This is a genomic window from Paraburkholderia sp. J76 (genome assembly GCF_905220295.1).
In the GTDB taxonomy this organism is placed as follows: Bacteria; Pseudomonadota; Gammaproteobacteria; order Burkholderiales; family Burkholderiaceae; genus Paraburkholderia.
The window spans coordinates 304,476-325,472 of sequence record NZ_CAJMZJ010000003.1 but is presented as its reverse complement, the minus strand read 5'-3'; the positions used below and the strand labels follow the sequence as shown (position 1 = coordinate 325,472).

At 66.2% G+C, this 20,997-nt stretch carries 15 protein-coding genes; 7 read left to right on the top strand and 8 right to left on the bottom strand.

What is annotated here, in order from left to right:
- Positions 1-12 precede the first annotated feature (12 nt).
- The 3 genes from pyrH to rpsB form a co-directional block, all read right to left on the bottom strand.
- Positions 13-729, bottom strand: coding sequence for a UMP kinase (gene pyrH / locus U5768_RS08035; protein ID WP_028204061.1), 717 nt, complete (start codon positions 727-729; stop codon positions 13-15).
- Positions 730-991: 262 nt separating this feature from the next.
- Positions 992-1,873 carry a translation elongation factor Ts gene (gene tsf, locus U5768_RS08030; protein WP_322029840.1) on the bottom strand — a complete coding sequence of 294 codons (882 nt, stop codon included), beginning with the start codon at positions 1,871-1,873 and terminating at the stop codon, positions 992-994.
- Between the two features lie 211 nt (positions 1,874-2,084).
- Entirely contained in the window at positions 2,085-2,840 is a 756-nt protein-coding gene (gene rpsB / locus U5768_RS08025) for a 30S ribosomal protein S2 (RefSeq protein ID WP_322029839.1), read from the bottom strand.
- A gap of 429 nt (positions 2,841-3,269) precedes the next feature.
- On the opposite strand from rpsB, the gene map reads away from it, so the two are divergent.
- From map to U5768_RS08005, 4 genes are all read left to right on the top strand, one after another.
- A complete protein-coding gene (map, locus tag U5768_RS08020) occupies positions 3,270-4,091 on the top strand; it encodes a type I methionyl aminopeptidase (protein ID WP_322029838.1) in 822 nt (273 codons plus the stop codon).
- A 197-nt stretch (positions 4,092-4,288) separates the two neighbouring features.
- Positions 4,289-6,868: a [protein-PII] uridylyltransferase gene (locus U5768_RS08015; RefSeq protein WP_322029837.1), complete on the top strand. Its 2,580-nt coding sequence runs from the start codon at positions 4,289-4,291 to the stop codon at positions 6,866-6,868.
- Positions 6,869-7,177: 309 nt separating this feature from the next.
- Positions 7,178-7,888, top strand: coding sequence for a hypothetical protein (locus U5768_RS08010; RefSeq protein ID WP_322030077.1), 711 nt, complete (start codon positions 7,178-7,180; stop codon positions 7,886-7,888).
- A gap of 185 nt (positions 7,889-8,073) precedes the next feature.
- Positions 8,074-8,823 (top strand): pseudouridine synthase, encoded by a 750-nt coding sequence (locus U5768_RS08005; RefSeq protein WP_322030065.1) that lies wholly within the window; start codon positions 8,074-8,076, stop codon positions 8,821-8,823.
- A 60-nt stretch (positions 8,824-8,883) separates the two neighbouring features.
- On the opposite strand, the gene def is transcribed toward U5768_RS08005, so the two are convergent.
- The 5 genes from def to U5768_RS07980 form a co-directional block, all read right to left on the bottom strand.
- Positions 8,884-9,417, bottom strand: coding sequence for a peptide deformylase (gene def / locus U5768_RS08000; protein ID WP_322029836.1), 534 nt, complete (start codon positions 9,415-9,417; stop codon positions 8,884-8,886).
- Positions 9,414-11,483 carry an NAD-dependent DNA ligase LigA gene (gene ligA / locus U5768_RS07995; protein WP_322029835.1) on the bottom strand — a complete coding sequence of 690 codons (2,070 nt, stop codon included), beginning with the start codon at positions 11,481-11,483 and terminating at the stop codon, positions 9,414-9,416. Before ligA ends, def begins: the two co-directional genes overlap by 4 nt.
- A 340-nt stretch (positions 11,484-11,823) precedes the next feature.
- Entirely contained in the window at positions 11,824-13,107 is a 1,284-nt protein-coding gene (locus U5768_RS07990) for a cell division protein ZipA C-terminal FtsZ-binding domain-containing protein (protein WP_322029834.1), read from the bottom strand.
- 144 nt (positions 13,108-13,251) lie between these two features.
- Complete coding sequence (gene smc / locus U5768_RS07985) at positions 13,252-16,770, bottom strand: chromosome segregation protein SMC (protein ID WP_322030064.1); 3,519 nt, start codon at positions 16,768-16,770, stop codon at positions 13,252-13,254.
- 169 nt (positions 16,771-16,939) lie between these two features.
- Complete coding sequence (locus U5768_RS07980; RefSeq protein ID WP_322029833.1) at positions 16,940-18,040, bottom strand: DMT family transporter; 1,101 nt, start codon at positions 18,038-18,040, stop codon at positions 16,940-16,942.
- Between the two features lie 350 nt (positions 18,041-18,390).
- Here U5768_RS07980 and dapC point away from each other — a divergent pair, with 350 nt between their 5' ends.
- The 3 genes from dapC to U5768_RS07965 all read left to right on the top strand — a co-directional run bounded on the left by dapC (position 18,391) and on the right by U5768_RS07965 (position 20,888).
- On the top strand, positions 18,391-19,614 hold the full coding sequence (gene dapC / locus U5768_RS07975) for a succinyldiaminopimelate transaminase (RefSeq protein ID WP_322029832.1): 1,224 nt from the start codon (positions 18,391-18,393) through the stop codon (positions 19,612-19,614).
- Positions 19,615-19,695: 81 nt separating this feature from the next.
- The gene (dapD, locus tag U5768_RS07970; RefSeq protein WP_322029831.1) at positions 19,696-20,523 is read left to right on the top strand and encodes a 2,3,4,5-tetrahydropyridine-2,6-dicarboxylate N-succinyltransferase; all 828 of its coding nucleotides are present in this window, start codon (positions 19,696-19,698) and stop codon (positions 20,521-20,523) included.
- Positions 20,523-20,888 (top strand): ArsC family reductase, encoded by a 366-nt coding sequence (locus tag U5768_RS07965; protein WP_322029830.1) that lies wholly within the window; start codon positions 20,523-20,525, stop codon positions 20,886-20,888. Before dapD ends, U5768_RS07965 begins: the two co-directional genes overlap by 1 nt.
- Positions 20,889-20,997: the final 109 nt, after the last annotated feature.

Genomic DNA, 20,997 nt, shown 5'->3' with positions numbered 1-20,997 from the left:
TGAGACGAGAGTTTACACGTGGACGAGCGTACCTTCGTCTTCGCCCAGAACGATACGCTTGAGCGCACCAGGCTTGACGATGGAAAAAACCCGGATCGGCAGCTTCTGGTCGCGGCACAGCGCGAACGCGGTGGCGTCCATCACCTGCAGGTTGCGGCCAATTGCCTCATCGAAGCTGATCGTGGAGTATCGCGTGGCGGTCGGGTCCTTCTTCGGGTCGGCCGAGTACACGCCGTCGACCTTGGTGGCCTTCAGCACGACTTCGGCGCCGACTTCCGAGCCTCGCAACGCGGCGGCCGTGTCGGTGGTGAAGAACGGGTTGCCCGTGCCCGCGGCGAAGATCACGACCTTGCCTTCTTCGAGCTGGCGGATCGCGCGGGGGCGGATGTACGGTTCGACGACCTGGTCCATACGCAGCGCCGACTGCACGCGCGCCTCGATGCCCGCGTGGCGCATGGCGTCCTGCAGCGCGAGCGCGTTCATCATCGTGGCCAGCATGCCCATGTAGTCGGCCGTTGCGCGGTCCATACCGGCCGCGCCGCCCGCGACGCCGCGGAAAATGTTGCCGCCGCCGATCACGACTGCGAGCTGGGTGCCCAGACGCACCACCTCGGCCACGTCCGCCACCATACGTTCGATCGTGGCGCGATTGATGCCAAAGGCATCATCGCCCATCAGGGCTTCGCCGGAAAGTTTGAGCAGGACGCGTTTATAGGCGGGTGTGGGCATGGAGGTATCCAGGATCGCGCGCAAAAGGCACTAACAGGGCAATAACTTGAAACTGTAGGGGTGAAATACGGCTTCGGGCAAGCGCCGCCAGAAATAGCGAAGATTTCCGACGCCGCGCACGGCGGGGGACTACCATGCGCGGCGCCGCTACGCTGCCCGCCACGGCGGATTGCTCCGCCACGGCTTACAACACAACCAACTGCGATGCTGCAACAACTGGGGACCGCCTGCTGCACGCTGCGCAGCGGGCGGCTCACCGTTCTTACTGCTGCTTTGCAGCAGCGACTTGCGCGGCCACTTCAGCAGCGAAGTCGTCCTGGCGCTTCTCGATGCCTTCGCCCACCACGAAGAGGGCGAACTTCTGCACCGTCGTGCCAGCAGCCTTGAGCATCTGCTCGATCGTCTGCTTGTCGTTCTTAACGAACGGCTGGTTCAGCAGCGAGACTTCCTTCAGGTACTTCTGAACCGAACCTTCGACCATCTTCGCGACGATCTCAGCCGGCTTACCCGATTCGGCAGCCTTCTGCTCGGCGATGCTGCGCTCCTTGGCGATCAGGTCGGCCGGCACGTCGTCCGACGACAGCGAGACCGGCTTCATCGCGGCGATGTGCATCGCGACGTCCTTGCCCACTTGCTCGTCTGCGCCCGTGTACTCGACCAGCACGCCGATACGCGTGCCGTGCAGGTACGCAGCCAGCTTGTTGGCGGTTTCGAAACGCGCGAAACGGCGGATCGAGAGGTTTTCGCCGATCTTGCCGACGAGGGCGAGGCGCACTGCGTCGACCGTCGAGCCGTCCAGCGGCAGCGCCGAGAGAGCCGCGACGTCAGCCGGGTTTTGCGTGGCGACGAGTTCGGCGATCTTCTTCGAGAAGCCGATGAAGTCGTCGTTCTTCGAGACGAAGTCGGTTTCGCAGTTCAGTTCGACGATCGCACCTGCGTTGGCGCCGATGAACGAAGCGATCACGCCTTCAGCCGTCACGCGCGAAGCGGCCTTGCTGGCCTTGTTGCCGAGCTTCACGCGCAGCAGTTCTTCAGCGCGCGCCAGGTCGCCGTCGGCTTCCGTCAGCGCCTTCTTGCATTCCATCATCGGCGCGTCGGTCTTCGCGCGCAGTTCTGCCACCATGCTTGCGGTAATTGCCGCCATCATTCGCTCCTTGAGTCTGTCTGGTACACGCCGCCCGCCTTTCGACGCGGCCGGCAGGAATTCGTTTCCGTTTCCGCCTGCGGTGAAACGCTTTTTTTAAGGCTGCTTCTACAGGGCTACGGTGCCGGTCCTATGACGCGGCGACGAAAGTCGCGGCTTAAAAAAAAGGGGCCTATGGAAAGCCCCCTTTTCTTGCCGGACACGGGGCAGCTTACGCCTCCGAATTGACCTCGACGAACTCGTCGTCGCCGTCGTTGCCGCGCGCGGCTGCAACCACGTCGCTGACCGCGTTCGCACGGCCTTCGAGGATCGCGTCAGCCACGCCTTGCGTGTAGAGCGCAACGGCCTTGCTCGCGTCGTCGTTGCCCGGGATCACGTAATCGATGCCTTCCGGCGAGTGGTTCGTATCGACCACGGCGATCACGGGGATGCCCAGCTTGTTCGCTTCCGTCACGGCAATCTTGTGGTAACCGACGTCGACCACGAAAATTGCGTCCGGAATACCGCCCATGTCCTTCACGCCGCCGATCGACTTTTGCAGCTTGGCGATTTCGCGTTCGAACAGGAGCGCTTCCTTCTTGCTCATCTTCTCGAGTTCGCCCGCTTCCACGGCCGCTTCCATGTCCTTCAGGCGCTTGATCGAAACCTTCAGCGTCTTGAAGTTGGTCAGCATGCCGCCGAGCCAGCGTGCGTTCACGAACGGCATACCAGCGCGGTTTGCCTCTTCGGAGATCGTGTCACGCGATTGACGCTTCGTGCCGACGAACAGGATCGTGCCGCGGTTCGCTGCCAGTTGACGCACGTACTTCAGCGCGTCGTTGTACATCGGCAGCGTCTTTTCGAGGTTGATGATGTGAATCTTGTTGCGATGACCGAAAATGAACGGGGCCATCTTCGGGTTCCAGAAGCGCGTTTGGTGACCGAAGTGGACACCGGCTTCCAGCATTTGGCGCATGGTAACTGCCATGTTGCAATTCTCCGCTAGGGTTGGGTCTGAAGCCGGCTGCCGTATCGGTGCGCCCTCCCGTTTCCGGAGATCGACGCGCCCGACACCCTGGGTGCGCCGGCTTGCGAGTGTGCTGCCTGAAGAAGATGCTTCCGAATGTTCTTCGCGCACCGGCCAAAGTCATGTTTGGCAAAGCGCTCCGCGGCAACGGCGGATCAGCCGCCCTCCCCATCAACTCCGAACGAATATTCGAAAGATACGGGAAGCGACTTAGCCGAAGAGTATAGCACGCAACCTGCCCCTTACTCAAGCCGGCTATTACCCGCGGGATAGGACGCGAGAGAGGTTGCGACAGGCCGCGAGCGAATCGCCCCCACCTTTTCAAAAATCAGCGACCGGTGGCATTAGGTGCGATAATTTAATATTCGACTGCATTTTCGGGCGCATACCATGGCCATTTCGATCAAGAACGAACAAGACATCGCGCAAATGCGCGTCGCCTGCCGCCTGGCGAGCGAGGTGCTCGATTACATCACGCCGTTCATCACCGCGGGCGTGACGACGGGCGAACTCGACCGTCTGTGCCACGAATACATGACCAACGTGCAGGGCACGGTGCCCGCGCCGCTGAACTATCAGCCGCCCGGTTATCCGCCCTACCCGAAGGCGATCTGCACCTCCGTGAACGACGTGATCTGTCACGGTATTCCGGGCGACAAGGCGCTGAAGAACGGCGACGCGCTCAATATCGACATCACCGTCATCAAGGAAGGCTATTTCGGCGACACGAGCCGCATGTTCATCGTGGGCGAAGGCTCGATCCTCGCGAAGCGCCTCGTGCAGACCACGTATGAATGCATGTGGCTCGGCATCGACCAGGTGCGCCCGGGCGGCCATCTGGGTGACATCGGCCATGCCATCCAGCGCTACGCCGAAAGCCAGGGCTACAGCGTGGTGCGCGAATACTGCGGCCACGGCATCGGCACGGTGTTCCACGAAGATCCGCAAGTGCTGCACTATGGCCGTCCCGGCACGGGCATCGAACTGGTGCCCGGCATGATCTTCACCGTCGAGCCCATGATCAACGCCGGCCGCCGCGACATCCGCACCATGCCGGACCAGTGGACCGTCAAGACGAAAGACCGTAGCCTCTCGGCGCAATGGGAGCACACGGTGCTCGTGACCGAAACGGGTTACGAGGTGCTGACGGTTTCGGCGGGTACGCCTGCCAAGCCGGCCATCGTCGCGCAGATGGCGGGCACGGCGGCCTGACAGCCGTATGAAATTCCAGGAAGCGCTGAGCGGCGCGACCCGGCGCAAAATGGATGTGCTCGTGGAATGCGTCCCGCGCCTTGGGTCAGTCCGCCCAACGCGAGCGAGGCGCTCCGCCAGCCGCATCGCGGAGTAGCCTGAAAGCCGCGCGCCCGACCAGCCGCCCCGCCCAACCACGCCAGACACGACCCGAGCCCATGAGCGTTCCCGCTGTCGCCGTTCCCGATACGTCGTCGCTGAAGTCCGACTACAAGGCCGCCAAGGCCCAGTTGCTCGAGCGTTTCAAGACCGCGACCAACGTCGACTCGCTGATGCGCGCCCTCGCCCGCACCACCGACGACACCTTGCGCAGCGCCTGGAACCTGTGCGAGCTGCCGGCCACGCTGGCGCTCGTCGCCGTGGGCGGCTTCGGGCGCGGCGAACTGGCGCCATGGTCCGACGTCGACATCCTCGTTCTGCTGCCCGACGACGAAACGCTCGCGCCGCTCGAAGAACGCATCGAGCGGTTCATCGGCCTTGCGTGGGATCTTGGACTCGATATCGGCAGCAGCGTGCGCAACGTCTCGCAATGCCTCGAAGAAGCCGCCAACGACGTCACCGTGCGCACATCGCTGCTCGAAGCGCGCCGCATCACGGGCAGCGCGACGCTTTTCGGCGACTTCGCGCAGCGGTATCGCGACGCCATGGACCCGCGCGCGTTCTTCCAGGCGAAAGTGCTCGAAATGCGCCAGCGCCATGCGCGCTTCCAGGACACGCCCTATTCGCTCGAACCGAACGTCAAGGAAAGTCCCGGCGGCCTGCGCGATTTGCAGTTGATCCTCTGGATCACCGAGGCGGCCGCTTTCGGCAGTAGCTGGAAGGAGCTGGACCAGCGCGGCCTCATCACCGGGCGCGAGGCGCGTGAGCTGCGCCGCAACGAGGCGTTTCTCAAGGCGCTGCGCGCGCGCCTGCATGTGATCGCGGGGCGCCGCCAGGACATCCTCGTGTTCGACCTGCAGACAGCCGTGGCCGAAAGCTTCGGCTACAAGGCCAGCGGCGCGCGGCGGGCGAGCGAACAGCTCATGCGCCGCTACTACTGGGCCGCGAAGGCGGTCACGCAGCTTTCCACCATCCTGATCCAGAACATCGAAGCGCAGCTCTTCCCTAGCACGAGCGGCATTACGCGCACGCTCTCCGAGCACTTCGTCGAAAAGCAGGGGATGCTGGAAATCGTCAGCGACGACGTGTTCGAACGCGAGCCGCACGCGATTCTCGAAGCGTTTCTGCTCTACGAGCAGGTGCCCGGCGTGAAGGGCCTCTCGGCGCGCACGCTGCGCGCGCTCTACAACGCGCGCGAAACCATGGACCAGCGCTGGCGCCGCGACCCGGAAAACCGCCGGCTCTTCATGGAGATCCTCAAGCAGCCGGCCGGCATCACGCACGCCATGCGGCTCATGAACCAGACTAGCGTGCTCGGGCGCTATCTGCTGAATTTCCGCCGCATCGTCGGGCAGATGCAGCACGACCTCTATCACGTCTACACGGTCGACCAGCACATCCTGATGGTGCTGCGCAACATGCGTCGCTTCGCCGTGGCCGAGCATGCGCACGAGTATCCGTTCTGCAGCCAGCTCATCGCCAATTTCGAGCGGCCCTGGGTGCTCTACGTCGCGGCGCTGTTTCACGACATCGCCAAAGGGCGCGGCGGCGATCACTCGCAGCTCGGCATGGCCGACGCACGGCGCTTTTGCCGCGAGCACGACATCACGGGCGACGACGCGGACCTGATCGTCTGGCTCGTGCAGCAGCACCTGACGATGAGCCAGGTCGCGCAGAAGCAGGACATCACCGACCCCGAAGTCGTGAAGCGTTTCGCCGATCTGGTGGGCACGGAACGGCGTCTGTCGGCGCTTTACCTGTTGACGGTCGCGGACATTCGCGGCACGAGCCCGAAGGTCTGGAACAACTGGAAAGGCAAGCTGCTCGAAGACCTCTACCGCTCCACGCTCGCCGTGCTCGGCGGCGCCAAGCCCGACGCGCATTCGGAACTCAAGACGCGCCAGGAGCTGGCACTCGCGCTGCTGCGCCTCGAGACGGTGCCGGAGCACGCGCACCGCGCGCTGTGGGACAAGCTCGACGTGGGTTACTTCCTGCGCCACGACGCCGCCGACATCGCCTGGCAAACGCGCGTGCTTTACCGCCACGTCGAGGCGCCGGAGCCGGTCGTGCGCGCGCGCCCGTCGCCGATCGGCGAGGCGTTACAAGTGCTCGTCTACGCGCAGGACCGCCCGGACCTGTTCGCGACGATGTGCGCGTACTTCGACCGCAGCGGCCTTTCCGTGCTCGACGCGCGCGTGAGCACCACGCGGCATGGCTATGCGCTCGATAACTTCATCGTCGCCCATACCGAGGGCGACGTGCATTACCGCGATATCGCGAACCTCGTCGAACAGGAACTCGCGGCGCGCCTGAAAACGGCGGGCAATGCGCTGCCCGAGCCGTCGAAGGGCCGACTCTCGCGCCTCTCGCGCACCTTCCCGGTGACGCCGCGCGTCGACCTGCGGGCCGACGAGCGCGGCCAGTACTACATCCTGTCCGTGTCGGCGAACGACCGGCCGGGCCTCCTCTATTCCATCGCGCGCGTGCTCGCGGAGCATCATGTCGGCGTCCATGCGGCGCGGATCAATACGCTCGGCGAACGCGTGGAAGACGTGTTTCTGCTCGCCGGTTCGGGACTCTCCGACAACCGCCAGCAGATTCACGTCGAGACCGAACTGCTGCGCGCGATAGCAGTGTGAATGACCCAAGCGAAATACCCAGATCCATGCGAGCCAAACTGACAGCCAAACATCCGCGCCCGACCACTCCGGAACGCGCCCCCGTCCGCCGCGGCAGCACGACCGCGCGTAAACCGGTGCGGCCGGCTGAGGTGCGGCCAGACGCGGCTGCGAAGACCTCCGCGGGGAAGCCGGCGCGCTCCACGCCTCGCTCCGGCGACGCGCGCCCGGCACGACCGGCTCGCGAAGGCGGCTTCGGCGACGAACGCCGTCCGGCGCGCCGCTCCGGCGATGAGACGCGTGGATTTGCGCGCGGCCGCGAGGAAGGCGGTGAGCGTCGATTCGGGCCGCGCGCAGAAGGCGACGACCGGCGGCCGCCGCGTAGCCGGGAGGAAGGTGGCGAGCGCCGTTTCGGCCCGCGCCCTCAGGGCGAAGACCGCCGTCCGCAGCGCGGCCGCGAAGAAGGTGGTGCTCGCCCCTTCGCGCGACGCGGCGAAGGCGATGACCGGCGACCGCCGCGTAGCCGCGAAGAAGGTGGCGAGCGCCGCTTCGAACGACGCACCGAGGGCGATGATCGCCGCCCACAGCGTAGCCGCGAAGAAGGTGGTGCTCGCCCCTTCGCGCGACGCGGCGAAGGCGATGACCGTCGCCCGCCTCGCAGCCGCGAAGAAAGCGGTGGCCGCCCCTTTACGCGCCGCACCGAAGGTGACGACCGCCGCCCGCTCCGCAGCCGCGACGAAGGCGGTGCACGCCCCTTCTCGCGCCGCCCCGAAGGCGACGATCGCCAGCCGCCTCGCAGCCGCGACGAAGGCGGCGCCCGCCCCTTCGCGCGCCGCACCGAAGGTGACGACCGCCGCCCACCCCGCAGCCGCGACGAAGGCGGTGCACGTCCCTTCGCGCGCCGCACCGAAGGCGACGACCGCCGCCCGCCCCGCAGCCGCGACGAAGGCGGTGCACGCCCCTTTACCCGCCAAGGCGACGACCGCCGCCCGCCTCGCAGCCGCGACGAAGGCACGGAACGCCGTTTCGCGCGCCCGGTAAAAGCCGCCTGGAACGATGACCGCGCGGGCGCCGCGCCGCGCGCACGCCATGGCGCTGAAGAAAGCGGCAGCGCCCGCAAGACTGCCCGCCCCGTCAAATCTGCCGACAAACCCGCGCGCCGCGCCGACGGCGCAGAATCCGCACCGCGTCGCACGCCGCGCCAGGAGGTCGACGGCGATAACACCCTGCGCCTGTCCAAGCGCATGTCCGAACTGGGCTTGTGCTCGCGCCGCGAAGCCGACGAATGGATCGAAAAAGGCTGGGTGTACGTAGACGGCGAAGTCGTCGACACACTCGGCGCCAAGGTCACGCCGGAGCAACGCATCGAGGTCGATCCGGCCGCGCTCGCCGCCCAGGCGCGTCAGGTGACGATCCTGCTGCACAAGCCCGTGGGCTACGTGTCGGGTCAGGCCGAGGACGGCTACGAGCCCGCCGCCGTGCTCGTCACCGGCGAGAATCATTGGGAGGGCGACCGCTCGGGCATCCGCTTCTCGGCCGGACATCTGCGCACGCTCGCGCCGGCGGGCCGCCTCGACATCGACTCGACGGGCCTGCTCGTGCTGACCCAGGATGGCCGCGTGGCCAAGCAGTTGATCGGCGAGAGTTCGGACATCGACAAGGAATACCTCGTCCGCGTCACCTACAACGACATCGAGGCAGAAATCGATCAGCACTTCCCGGCCGAGTTGCTTGCGCAACTGCGCCACGGCCTGTCGCTCGACGACGTGCCGCTCAAGCCCGCGCAGGTGAGCTGGCAAAACGGCGAGCAGTTGCGTTTCGTGCTGCGCGAAGGCAAGAAGCGCCAGATCCGCCGCATGTGCGAACTGGTCGGCCTGAAGGTCGTCGGCCTCAAGCGCGTGCGCATGGGCCGCGTGCTGCTCGGCGCGCTGCCGCAGGGCCAATGGCGCTATCTGGCCGCCGACGAAGCGTTCTAACACCGCGCTGAATAAAAAACGGGAGCCATCGGGCTCCCGTTTTTCTTGCCGCTCCGTTCTTTAATCGTCGCTGTTCGGATCGAGTTCCGGAAACAGGACCTCGGTAAAGCCAAACTTCGAGAAGTCGGTGATGCGCATGGGGTACAGCTTGCCGATCAAATGGTCGCATTCGTGCTGGACGACCCGTGCGTGAAAGCCCTCCGCCACGCGCTCGATAGGCGTGCCGTACTGATCGAAGCCGTTGTAGCGGATCATCGAATAGCGGCTCACGGCGCCGCGCATGCCCGGCACCGAAAGGCAGCCCTCCCACGCCTCTTCCATGTCGTGCGACAGCGGATGGATGACCGGGTTGATGAGCACCGTTTGCGGCACGGCCGGCGCTTCGGGATAGCGCTCGTTCCGGTCGAAGCCGAAGATCACCACCTGCAAATCGACGCCGATCTGCGGGGCAGCGAGCCCCGCGCCGTTCGCCGCGTGCATGGTATCGAACATATCGGCAATGAGTTCGTGCAGTTCGGGCGTGTCGAAGTGATCGACCGGCCTGGCAATGCTGAGCAGGCGCGGATCGCCCATTCTGAGAATTTCGCGAATCATGTCGTTTGCCCCTCCAGGAGCTTGCGCATTCCTTCTTCGTCGAGCACCGGCACGCCGAGTTCCTCGGCTTTTGCGAGCTTGCTGCCCGCGTCGGCGCCCGCCACCACGTAGTCGGTCTTCTTCGACACCGAGCCGGCCATCTTCGCGCCAGCCGCCTCCAGCATCTCCTTCGCCTCGTCGCGCGAGAGCGTGGGCAGCGTGCCGGTGAGCACCACCGTCTTGCCGGCCAGCACGCCCACGGGCGCTTTCGGCGCGGGGGGACCTTCCGCCCATGTTACTTTGCCTGGCGCGCGTAGTTGCTCGATCACCGTGCGGTTATGTTCTTCCGCAAAAAACTCGTGAATTGCGAGCGCGACGATGGGCCCCACATCGTTCACTTCGAGCAACGCCTCGACCGAGGCGCTCATGATCGGATCGAGCGAGCCGAAATGTTTGGCGAGATCCCTGGCAGTCGACTCCCCCACGTGCCGAATGCCGAGCGCATAGATGAAACGCGCAAGCGTCGTGGATTTGGCCTTCTCGAGCGAGTCCAGCAGGTTCTGCGCCGATTTGTCGGCCATGCGATCGAGCTGCGCGAGCGTGCCGAAGCCGAGATTGAAAAGATCGGCGGGCGTGCGCACGAGGTTCTGCTCGACCAGTTGGTCGATGATCTTTTCGCCCAGACCGTCGATGTCGAGCGCGCGCCGTTGAGCGAAGTGCCAGAGCGCCTGTTTGCGTTGCGCCGGGCAGAAGAGACCGCCCGTGCAACGCGCAATTGCCTCGTCGGGCAGACGCTCGATGCGCGATCCGCACACCGGGCATTCGGTCGGCATCACGAACTCGTGAGCGTCGGCCGGGCGGCGGTCCATGAGCGCACTGACCACCTCGGGAATCACGTCGCCGGCACGCCGCACGATCACCGTGTCGCCGATACGGATGTCCTTGCGGCGCACTTCGTCCTCGTTGTGCAGCGTGGCGTTGGTCACCGTCGCGCCGCCGACGAAAACCGGCTCGAGCCGCGCAACCGGCGTGATCGCGCCGGTTCGGCCCACCTGCACGTCGATGGCCAGCAGTTTCGTGAGCGCTTCCTGGGCCGGAAACTTGTGCGCGAGCGCAAAGCGCGGCGCGCGCGAAACGAAGCCGAGCGCGTCCTGCTCGTCGCGGCGGTTCACCTTGTAAACCACGCCGTCGATGTCGTACGGCAAGCCATCGCGCTTCTCCCCCACGGCGCGGAAGAATTCGAGCAGACCTTGCGCCCCCCTCACCACCGCGCGCTCGGCATTGACCGGCAGGCCCATCTCCGTATACCAGTCGAGGAGCGCGCTGTGGGTGGCCGGCATCGGCTCGCCCTCGAGCACGCCAATGCCATACGCAAAAAACGACAGCGGCCGCTGCGCCGTGATCTTCGGATCGAGCTGACGCAGGCTCCCTGCCGCCGCGTTGCGCGGGTTCGCGAATTCCTTGTGACCGGCGTCGCGCTGTCGCTGGTTCATGCGCTCGAAATCGCGGCGGAACATCAGCACCTCCCCGCGCACGTCGAGCACCTTCGGCACGCGCTTGCCCTTCAGGCGCAACGGCAGCGAGCGGATCGTGCGCACGTTTTCCGTGACGTTCTCGCCGGTCGCGCCGTCGCCGCGCGTGGACGCCTGGACGAACACGCCGTCGACATAGCGCAGCGAGATCGCGAGGCCGTCGAATTTCAGTTCGGCCGCATACTCGACCGCCCCGACTTCCGCGCCCTCGATCCTGGCGAGCGCGTCGGCCACGCGTTTGTCGAACGCGACGATGTCCTCGTCGGCAAAGCCGTTGTTGAGCGAGAGCATTGGCACGTCGTGCACCACGGGCTCGAAGCCCCCGGCGACTTCGCCCCCCACGCGCTGCGTGGGCGAATCGGGCGTGATGAGATCGGGATGGCCGGCCTCGATCTGCTGGAGTTCGCCGAACAGCTTGTCGTATTCCGCGTCGGGCAGCTCCGGCTGGTCGAGCACGTAGTAGGCGTGATTCGCACGCTCGAGTTCGGCGCGCAACCACACCGCGCGCTGCGCAGCGTTGGCTTCTTCGGGAGGACGGGCGGGAGGACGGACCATGCCTTGGGCAACTCGCTATTGGAAGTGATTTCGGACGTCAGATTATCTCAGGAAGCGGCGCCTGTCGCATCGGCCGAACGGCTATCTTCGTGCGCCGCCGAACGGGCTTTCCAGGCTCCTGGCCGAACGGCTAACGCTGGGTCCAAACCGTTGACGAGCCGGGACGGCAATGCGAACTTGAATGCACCGCAACACGCGCGCCGGCAATGGCGCCCGGAGGTCCATGAGCACTCGCCACGCCCCTTGCGCGCTCACAACGCCGCGCCGCCTGCGCGTAAAAAAGGCGCGGCGCCCTTACGGCGCCGCGCCTTGTCCGCTGGCCGGTTACGGCCGTTCGGGCTTACTGACTGAAAAGCCGCCGCGTGGCCGGCGAGCCCGCAGGGATGCCGGCCTGCTCCAGCTTCGCGTAAAGCGTCATCAGCTGTTTGTCGATCGACTGCAGCACGGACTCCGGCAGCGGCCGGCGCTGGTCGTCGACCACGCGAGCGCCAATGCGCTCGGCAAGCGACTTCGCGTAATCGCACATCAGGCGAAACGGCAGGATGTCCTCGTCGGCCACGGGCACGTCGAGGATCAGCGTAATCAGCTCGCCGCCCTTGTACGTGAGATCGTCGCGCAGGAAGTTGGTGTCGCCGAACTGCAGCATGAACACGGGGCTCTGCTTGCCGTCGAGCTTCACGAAGCGCGTGCCGTCGCGCGAGAGAAGCAACCCGTCCTGCGCGGCAACGGCCTGCACGTAGTTGGCCGACCACGGCGCGCCGTCCGACATCACGTTGATGGAAAGTTGCGCGTCGCATTGCGCCGCGAAGCCGTCCAGTTCGCGCGCCATCGCGACCGTCTCCATCATGTCCGGAAACTCGGGCGCGGCGTCGAGCGCGTCGGCGAACTGCTGCACGCCCGTCACGAATTCCGAGAACTCAAGTTCGTTCAGTGGACCGTTGCGATTGGCGAGTTGCGCAGCCGCGCGCAGCTCCTCGTAGCGCACGCCATTTTGCAACAGCTCCCAGGCGTCGCCCCCTTCGGGTTTGCCTTCGATGTGCACAGGCTTGCTGCCCGCGCGGCGCAAGCGCTGCGCAAACGGAATCACGCGCTCGCCTGCCACCGAAGCGCCCAGGCGAATCGGCACGATACAGTCGATGCGGCGGTCGACCACGGCGGGCGGCGCCGAGGAGATCGTCGTGGCGGCCGGCATGACAGGCTCGATGCGTTCGGCTTCGCCGGCGTCGCCCTTCGCGGATTCGGTGGCTGCCGCGCTTGCGGCCGGCGCTTTGTCGGCGCCCTCGTCCGCACTGGGCTCGGCTTCCGGAAAGCCGTTGGGTGTGGTCGTTTCCGCCTGGATGTCGGCTGGCGTGTCGAGCGGCGCGACCGTTCCGAAGCCCGGCTCAACACGCTCGGCTTCCGTGCCGCCCGCGAGCGAAGGCTCGCGGCGCGACGGAGCGTGTGCCGGTTCGATGAACGGGCCTGGCTCCTGAAATTCGTCGCGCAGCGGCGCTTCGACTGCCTCTTCAGGCATCGGGCGCGGCATGCGCCGGCGCACCCTCGCGCCCTGCCACGCGTTGTACACCACCACGCCCCCGACTACCACGGCGCCCGCGCCGATCAACCCGAGAGTCAACTCGTCCATGCATGCTCCATCAGCAATTCTTATTCGACGGCGCGCTCATCGTGCGCGCCATTTCTCTGGCGAGCGCATCGCGCGCGGCGGCTGCCGCACCGTGGGCGCCGCCAGCCGCGCAACGCGCGCCCGTTGTCAGACCGTATCGATCGATTAGACCGTATTCTGTGCGAAACCCGCCGCAGTTTCCATGTCGACCGCGACGATGCGCGAAACGCCCTGCTCCTGCATCGTCACGCCAATGAGCTGCTGCGCCATTTCCATGGCGATCTTGTTGTGCGAAATGAACAGGAACTGGGTTTTGTCCGACATCGCGCGAACAAGGTTCGCGAAACGCTCGGTGTTCGCGTCGTCGAGCGGCGCGTCCACTTCGTCGAGCAGACAGAACGGCGCCGGGTTGAGCTGGAACATCGCGAACACGAGGGCCGTGGCGGTAAGCGCTTTCTCGCCGCCGGAAAGCAGGTGAATCGTCGAATTCTTCTTGCCGGGCGGCTGCGCCATCACCTGCACGCCCGCGTCCAGAATCTCGTCGCCGGTCATGATGAGCTTCGCCTGGCCACCGCCGAAAAGGCGCGGGAACAGCTCGCCGAAATGACGGTTCACTTCGTCGAAGGTGCCCTGCAGCAGCGTGCGCGTTTCCTGGTCGATCTTGCGAATCGCGTCTTCGAGCGTCTCGATCGCGCTCGTGAGGTCGGCGGACTGGGCGTCGAGGAAAGTCTTGCGCTCCTTCGCCGCCGCCAGCTCGTCCAGCGCCGCCATGTTCACGGGACCAAGCGCCGCGATCGCGTTGTTGATGCGCGTGACTTCGCCTTGCAGATACGACGGCTTCATATCGGCCGTGAGCTTTTCCTGCAACGCGGCCTCGTCGACGCCGGCGGCCTGAAGCTGTTCGATAAACTGCTCGCCGTTCAGACGGGCCGCCTGCTCCTTCAACTGAAGCTCGGTGATGCGATCGCGCAGCGGCTGCAGCGCGCGCTCCGCGGCGAGGCGCGTTTCGTCGGCGGCGCGCAGCCTGGCGGTCAGATCGTCGAGTTCGGCGCGCGCCGCGCGCAGCGTGTCTTCCTTCTGCGCGCGAACTTCCAGTGCGTCTTGCAGGCCCGTGTGCGCGGTCTGCTCGTTGATCGTTTCCAGCTCGGCGCGCGCGTCTTCGAGCGACGCGGCGACACGCTCGCTCTGATCGTGCGCGACCTGAATGTTGCGCCTCAATTCCTCGATGCGGTTCGCCATGTTGCGCGCGGCGAAGCGCGCGTCGGCGGCCGAGCGTTCGAGGTCGCGCGCCGCGTTGCGTGCCGCGCCAAGTTCCTCGTCGAGCGCTTCGAAGGCGAGCTGGTTGTCCTCGAAACGCGCTTGCAGTTCGGCAAGTTCGACGTCGTGACGTTCGAAGTTCGCTTCCGACTCGGCCCGCAGCGCGCGCTGCTCTTCGATCTGCGTGCGAATCTCGTCAAGCTCTTCACGGATTTGCGTGCTGCGCGCCGTATAGCGCTCATGGGCCTGCGTGAGCTTCAGCACATCCATCTGCAACGCGTGCACGCGCTGCGTCGCGCGCTCGGCCTGCTGGCGCACGTCCGTGAGGACCTGGGCCGCCTGCGTGTGCGCGGCTTCCGCGCGCACGACAGCGATGCGTGCCTCGTCGGCGAGAAGCGCCTGAGCGCGCACCTGGCGCTCGAGATTTTCGATCTCCTGCTGACGCGCGAGCATCCCTGCCTGCTCGGTGTCGGCGGCGTACAACTGCACGCCCACGCGCGTGACCACGTGGCCGGCCTTCACGACGAACGCGCCGCTGCCCGGCAGTTGCGCGCGCTGGGCCAGCGCCTCGGCCAGATCGTTGGCAACGAAGGTCGAGCCGAGCCATTCGGTGAGCACGGCACGCAGACCCGCGTCGTCGATACGCACGAGCGAAAGCAGCGGCGTGAGCCCCGCGGGCGCGGCAGGCGCCTGTCCCGCGGCAGGCGGCGAATAGAACGCGAGCTTCGCGGGCGGCGCGTCGCTCGCAAATGCCTTCACCCAGTCGAGGTTCGACACTTCGAGCGCCGCGAGGCGCTCGCGCAGCACGGCTTCGAGTGCCGTTTCCCAGCCCGCTTCGACGTGAAGTTTCTTCCACAACCGCGGCAACGCGCTCAGTTCGTGACGCTCGAGCCACGGCTGGATCTTGCCTTCCGTCTGCACGTTTTCCTGCAACTGCTTGAGTGCGGCGAGACGGGCTTCGAACTGGTGAATCTGCGCGTTTTCCGCCTGCACGCGCTCATGTGCGGCACGGCGCTCCGCGTCGAGGCGCGGCACGGTTTCCTGCGCATCCGCGAGACGCGCCTGTGCCTCGTGAAGCACTTCCTCCTGCTCGGCCAGTTGCATGCGCAATTCTTCGAGCTGGGCTTCGTTCGGCGCGTCGAGGCCGCCTTCCTCCGACTTAAGCCGCTCATGGCGTTGCTGAAGCTGCTGGAGCATCTGGTCGGCATTGCGCTGGTGCGCGGCTTCGAGCTTGATGGCCTGCTCGGTGCGCGCGATGCCCGCGCGCTCGTCGTTCAGTTGCGCCTGCGCGTCGCGCCAGCGGTTTTCGAGCGCGGGCAGCGCTTCCTGCTTCGCCGCCGCGTCTTCCTCGGCGAGCGCTGCCTTTTCCTCGGCGATCGCCAGTTGCTCTTCGGCGTCTTCGATGTCGTCCTGCGCCTTCTGCGCCTGGACTTGCCATTGTTCGCGCTGTGCGGTGAGCGCGGCAATCTGCGCCTGCGCGCGGTTGCGCGACTCGACGATGAACTTGATCTCGGCTTCGAGACGGCTCACCTCGGCGTTCGCTTCATAGAGCGCGCCCTGCGCGCCCTGCATGGCGTCGCTGGCCGAGTAGTGGGCCACGCGCAGCGTTTCGAGCTGCGCTTCCACTTCGCGCAACTGCGCGGTGTGCCGCTCCAGGTCGATCTGCGCCTGCTCGATCGCGCGCTGCTGGCGTTGCTGTTCGCCCGCCGCCTCGTTCTTGCGCAGGAGCCACAGAAGGCGCTGCTTTTCCTCGCCCTCGGACTGCAACTCGCGGAATTTCGTGGCGACGACCGCCTGACCCTCGAGCTTCTCGAGGTTGCTGGACAGCTCACGCACGATGTCCTCGACACGCGTGAGGTTCTCGCGCGTGTCGTGCAGACGGTTCTCAGTTTCGCGGCGGCGTTCCTTGTACTTCGAAACGCCGGCGGCCTCTTCGAGGAAGACGCGCAGCTCTTCGGGCTTCGCCTCGATGATCCGCGCGATCATGCCCTGCCCGATGATCGCGTACGCGCGCGGACCGAGGCCCGTGCCGAGGAAGATGTCCTGGATGTCGCGCCGGCGCGCCGGCAGGTTGTTGATGTAGTAGCTCGAGGTGCCGTCGCGCGTGAGCACGCGCTTCACGGCGATCTCGGCATATTGGCCCCACTGGCCCGCGGCGCGGCCGTCCGCGTTGTCGAACACCAGTTCGACGCTTGCGCGGCTGCCGGGCTTGCGCGCGGTGGAACCGTTGAAGATGACGTCCTGCATCGACTCGCCGCGCAACTCGGAGGCCCGGGATTCACCCAGCACCCAGCGCACCGCGTCGATGATGTTGGATTTCCCGCAGCCGTTCGGCCCGACCACCCCGACGAGTTGGCCCGGAACCTGAAAATGCGTGGGATCGACGAATGATTTGAAGCCAGCGAGTTTAATCGAGGTCAGACGCACGGCGATATCGCTGTTTGAATAGTGGTGAACGGGACCGCCCGTGCCGTGCGTCGCTTGCCGCCGCGAATCCGGTATCGATCGCACGGCGGCGCAGTGCGCACAAGCCAGGCGCCACGGCTCGCCGCACGAACGCGCATACGCGCGAGCGGTCGGCGGGAATCAGCGGCCATCATACCATCGCACGCGAGCCGTTCCGCGCGCGGGAAGGCCCCGGGGCCGCGCCGCCGCCTGCGTTGCCATCCCCGCCGCCGCCGTTGCTGCCGCCGCCGCCGGGGTCATTGCCGTCGGCATCGTCGGCGTCATCGGTGCGGCTGGCGTCGGCGTGAGTCATGACGCTTGCGTCGGCGCTCACGTGTGCGCCATTCTTGCGCGCGTCCTGCGCGCGGTGCAGCCAGCTCGACAGCAGCGAGGCGAGCACGATGCAAGCGCCGCCCGCCCACTCGCGCGGGCCCGGCGTCTCGCCGGCGAAGAGCCAGGAAGTGAGCGCCGTCACGACGATCTCGAACAGCATGATGATCGACGCGCGATTCGCCGGCACGCGGGCAAGACCGTACTGAACGAGCATGTTATTGGTGCCGAGCACGACGCCGAGCGCGAGCACCAGCAGCACGACGCGCGCGAGATGCTCGCCCGTGGGGGCGGCCGACATCGGCTCGAAGCAGGAGGTCATCGCGCCGAACAGCGCGGCGCCCGCGAAGATCACGGCGGTGCGCATTTCCGGCTTCATGTGCGGAAGCACGCGGCTCGTCTTTACAACCAGCACGTTGCTCATCGCGAAGCCCATGCCGCCAATAAGACCCGCCCATTCGGCGGCGTTGGCGGGCAACGGCACGCCAAGCTTCGGCGACCAGAGCATCAGCACCGCGCCCATGAGCGAAAGCGCCGCGAGCGCGCCGCCCGCCCAGTTCAGACGCTCGTGCAGGATGAGGTGCGCGAAGATGGCCGTCCACGCCGGGGGCAGATAGAAGAGCAGCAGCACGCGCATCACTTCGCCGTGGATCGCGCCCCACACGAAACCGACGTTCGTCACGCCCGCCGCGAGCCCTAGCATCGGCAGCACCCAGTGCCACCGCACGGTGGCGAGCGAGCGCCAGCGCAGCACCAGCACGAAGAGGCAGCCGGCTGCGCTCGTCGCGGCGCTGGAGGCCGTGCCGGTGAGCCCGGCGGCCGCCAGCATGCGCAGCGGATACCAGACGAAACCCCATACCGACGCGCCGATCATGATGGCGAGCGTCGGCCACGCGGCGCGCAAGCCCGTGCTCTGGCTCATTGCTCGCGCTCCCCTTGGGCAGCCCGCGCGTTTGCAGCGCCGGCACCGTTGTCCGACACGTCGTGCAAGACGGGATTCGACAATTCCATGCTTTTCCTTTATTTCGTGGTCCGGCGAGCGCCGGCGGCGCCGAGGCGGGCGCCGGCCGGCACCCGCAGCAGCGGCCCGGCCACGCTATAATCGAGCGCTTGCAGCCGCTTTTAGCCAGCTTTTAGCCACAAAAGGCCGTGCCGCGCCTCCGGGTTTTTCGCCGGACCCGGCACTGCGCAACTGGCTCGCCGGACCGCACCGGTCGCCGCACGTCTGCGCGCCACGCCATCTGTCTTTCGTCCACGCCTGCCCAGCCCCAAGTGAATCCGTTACTCGACACCCTTCAGTCCTATCCCTTCGAAAAGCTGCGCGTCCTCCTCAAGGACGTCGCGCCGAATGCCGGCCTGCGCCACATCAGCTTTGGGATCGGCGAGCCCAAACATCCCACGCCCGCATTGATCCGCGACGCCATCGTCGCTTCGCTCGACGGCCTTTCGTCGTATCCGGCCACGGCGGGCACGCCCGCGCTGCGCGAGTCGATTGCGAACTGGGTGAAGGCGCGCTACGGACTGCCGGCCATCGACGCGAACACGGAAATCCTGCCCGTCTCGGGTTCGCGCGAGGCGCTGTTCGCGCTCGCGCAGGCCGTGATCGACCCGGCGGCGGGCGTGAAAGATCCGGCAAAGCGCGCGATCGTACTCTGCCCGAACCCTTTCTACCAGATCTACGAAGGCGCCGCGCTGCTGGGCGGCGGCGAGCCGTACTTCGTGAACAGCGATCCGGCCCGCAACTTCGCCTGCGACTATTCGCAGGTTCCCGAGGAAGTCTGGGCGCGCACGCAGTTGCTGTACGTGTGCTCGCCGGGCAATCCGACCGGTGCCGTGATCACGCTCGACGACTGGCGCGAACTGTTCGCGCTTTCCGACCGCTACGGCTTCGTGATCGCCTCCGATGAGTGCTACTCGGAAATCTATTTCGACGAGGCGAATCCGCCGCTGGGCGGTCTCGAAGCGGCGCACCGGCTGGGCCGCGGCTTCGAGCGCCTCGTCATGCTGTCGAGCCTTTCGAAGCGCTCGAACGCGCCGGGCATGCGCTCGGGGTTCGTCGCCGGGGACGCCGCCATCCTCAAGCAGTTCCTGCTGTACCGCACCTATCACGGCTCGGCCATGTCGCCGGTCTGGCAGTCGGCTAGCATCGCGGCCTGGGGCGACGAGGCGCACGTGCGCGAAAACCGCGCGAAATACGTGAAGAAGTTCTCGACCGTCACGCCCATGCTCGCCGACGTGCTCGACGTGAAATTGCCCGACGCCGCGTTCTACCTTTGGGCCAATGTCGCGCGCACCGGCCTCACGGACACCGCGTTCGCCCAGCGTCTCTACGCCGACTATAATGTGACGGTTCTGCCCGGCTCGTTCCTCGCGCGCGAGGCGCACGGCGCGAATCCCGGCAAAGACTTCGTCCGCATGGCGCTCGTCGCCGACGTCGAGGAGTGCATCGAGGGCGCGCAGCGCATCGTCGAGTTCTGCCGCTCGCTCAAACCGTAACGCTTTTGCATGCGCGCCGGGGTCCCGCACCCCGCTGCGCGCAACCCCGCTTTCCACTATCCATCTCACGAAATCACCACCATGTCGCAACAACTTCAGCAGATCATCGACACCGCCTGGGAAAACCGCGCCGACTTTTCGCCCAGGTCGGCCCCGAACGACGTGCGCGAAGCCGTCGCCCACGTCATCGCCGAACTGGACCGTGGCGCGCTGCGCTGCGCCGAGAAGAAGGATGGCGACTGGGTCGTCAACCAGTGGGTGAAGAAGGCCGTGCTGCTGTCGTTCCGCCTGGAAGACAACGCGCCGATGCCCGCGGGCGGCTACAGTCAGTTTTACGACAAGGTGCCCTCGAAGTTCGCCAACTACACGGCCGAAGACTTCGCCGCGGGCGGCTTCCGCGTGGTGCCGCCGGCCATCGCGCGCCGCGGCTCGTTCATCGCGAAGAACGTCGTGCTGATGCCGTCGTACACCAACATCGGCGCGTATGTCGACGAAGGCACGATGGTCGACACTTGGGCCACCGTCGGTTCGTGCGCGCAGATCGGCAAGAACGTGCACCTCTCGGGCGGCGTGGGCATCGGCGGCGTGCTGGAGCCGCTGCAGGCCAACCCGGTCATCATCGAGGACAACTGCTTCATCGGCGCGCGCTCGGAAGTCGTGGAAGGCGTGATCGTCGAAGAAAACTCGGTTATCTCGATGGGCGTGTACCTCGGCCAGTCGACCAAGATTTACGACCGCGAAACCGGCGAAGTCTCGTACGGCCGCATTCCGGCCGGCTCGGTCGTGGTCGCGGGCAACCTGCCCTCGAAGGACGGCTCGCACAGCCTCTACTGCGCCGTGATCGTCAAGAAGGTCGACGCCAAAACGCGCGCCAAGGTCGGCCTGAACGAGCTGCTGCGAGGCGACTGATGGCGAAGTCCGCCAAGACCGTTGTCTACGGCATTCCGAACTGCGACACCGTGAAGAAGGCCCGCGTGTGGCTCGAAGAGCACGGCGTCGAGTTCGAGTTTCACGACTTCAAGAAGGCGGGCGTGTCGAACGCGCTCGTCCAGGACTGGCTCAAGGACGTGTCGCTCGATCAGCTCATCAACAAGCGCGGTACGACGTGGCGCGGCCTCTCCGACGTGCACAAGGCCGAAGCCGACACGACCGCCGGCGCGATCGCGCTGATGATCCACAAGCCGTCGATCATCAAGCGGCCCTTGGTCGTGGTGAACGGCCGCGTGAAGACGCTCGGCTTTTCCGCCGATCAGTATGCGGAGCTGTTCGCCTGAGCGCCGCATGAGACCGGTGCGCCCGATCCGCTCCACGGCAGGTCGCGCGCATACGGTCATGACTAGTTGTTGCCGGCCCCTGCTCCATCAGCGGCGCCGGCATTTTTAT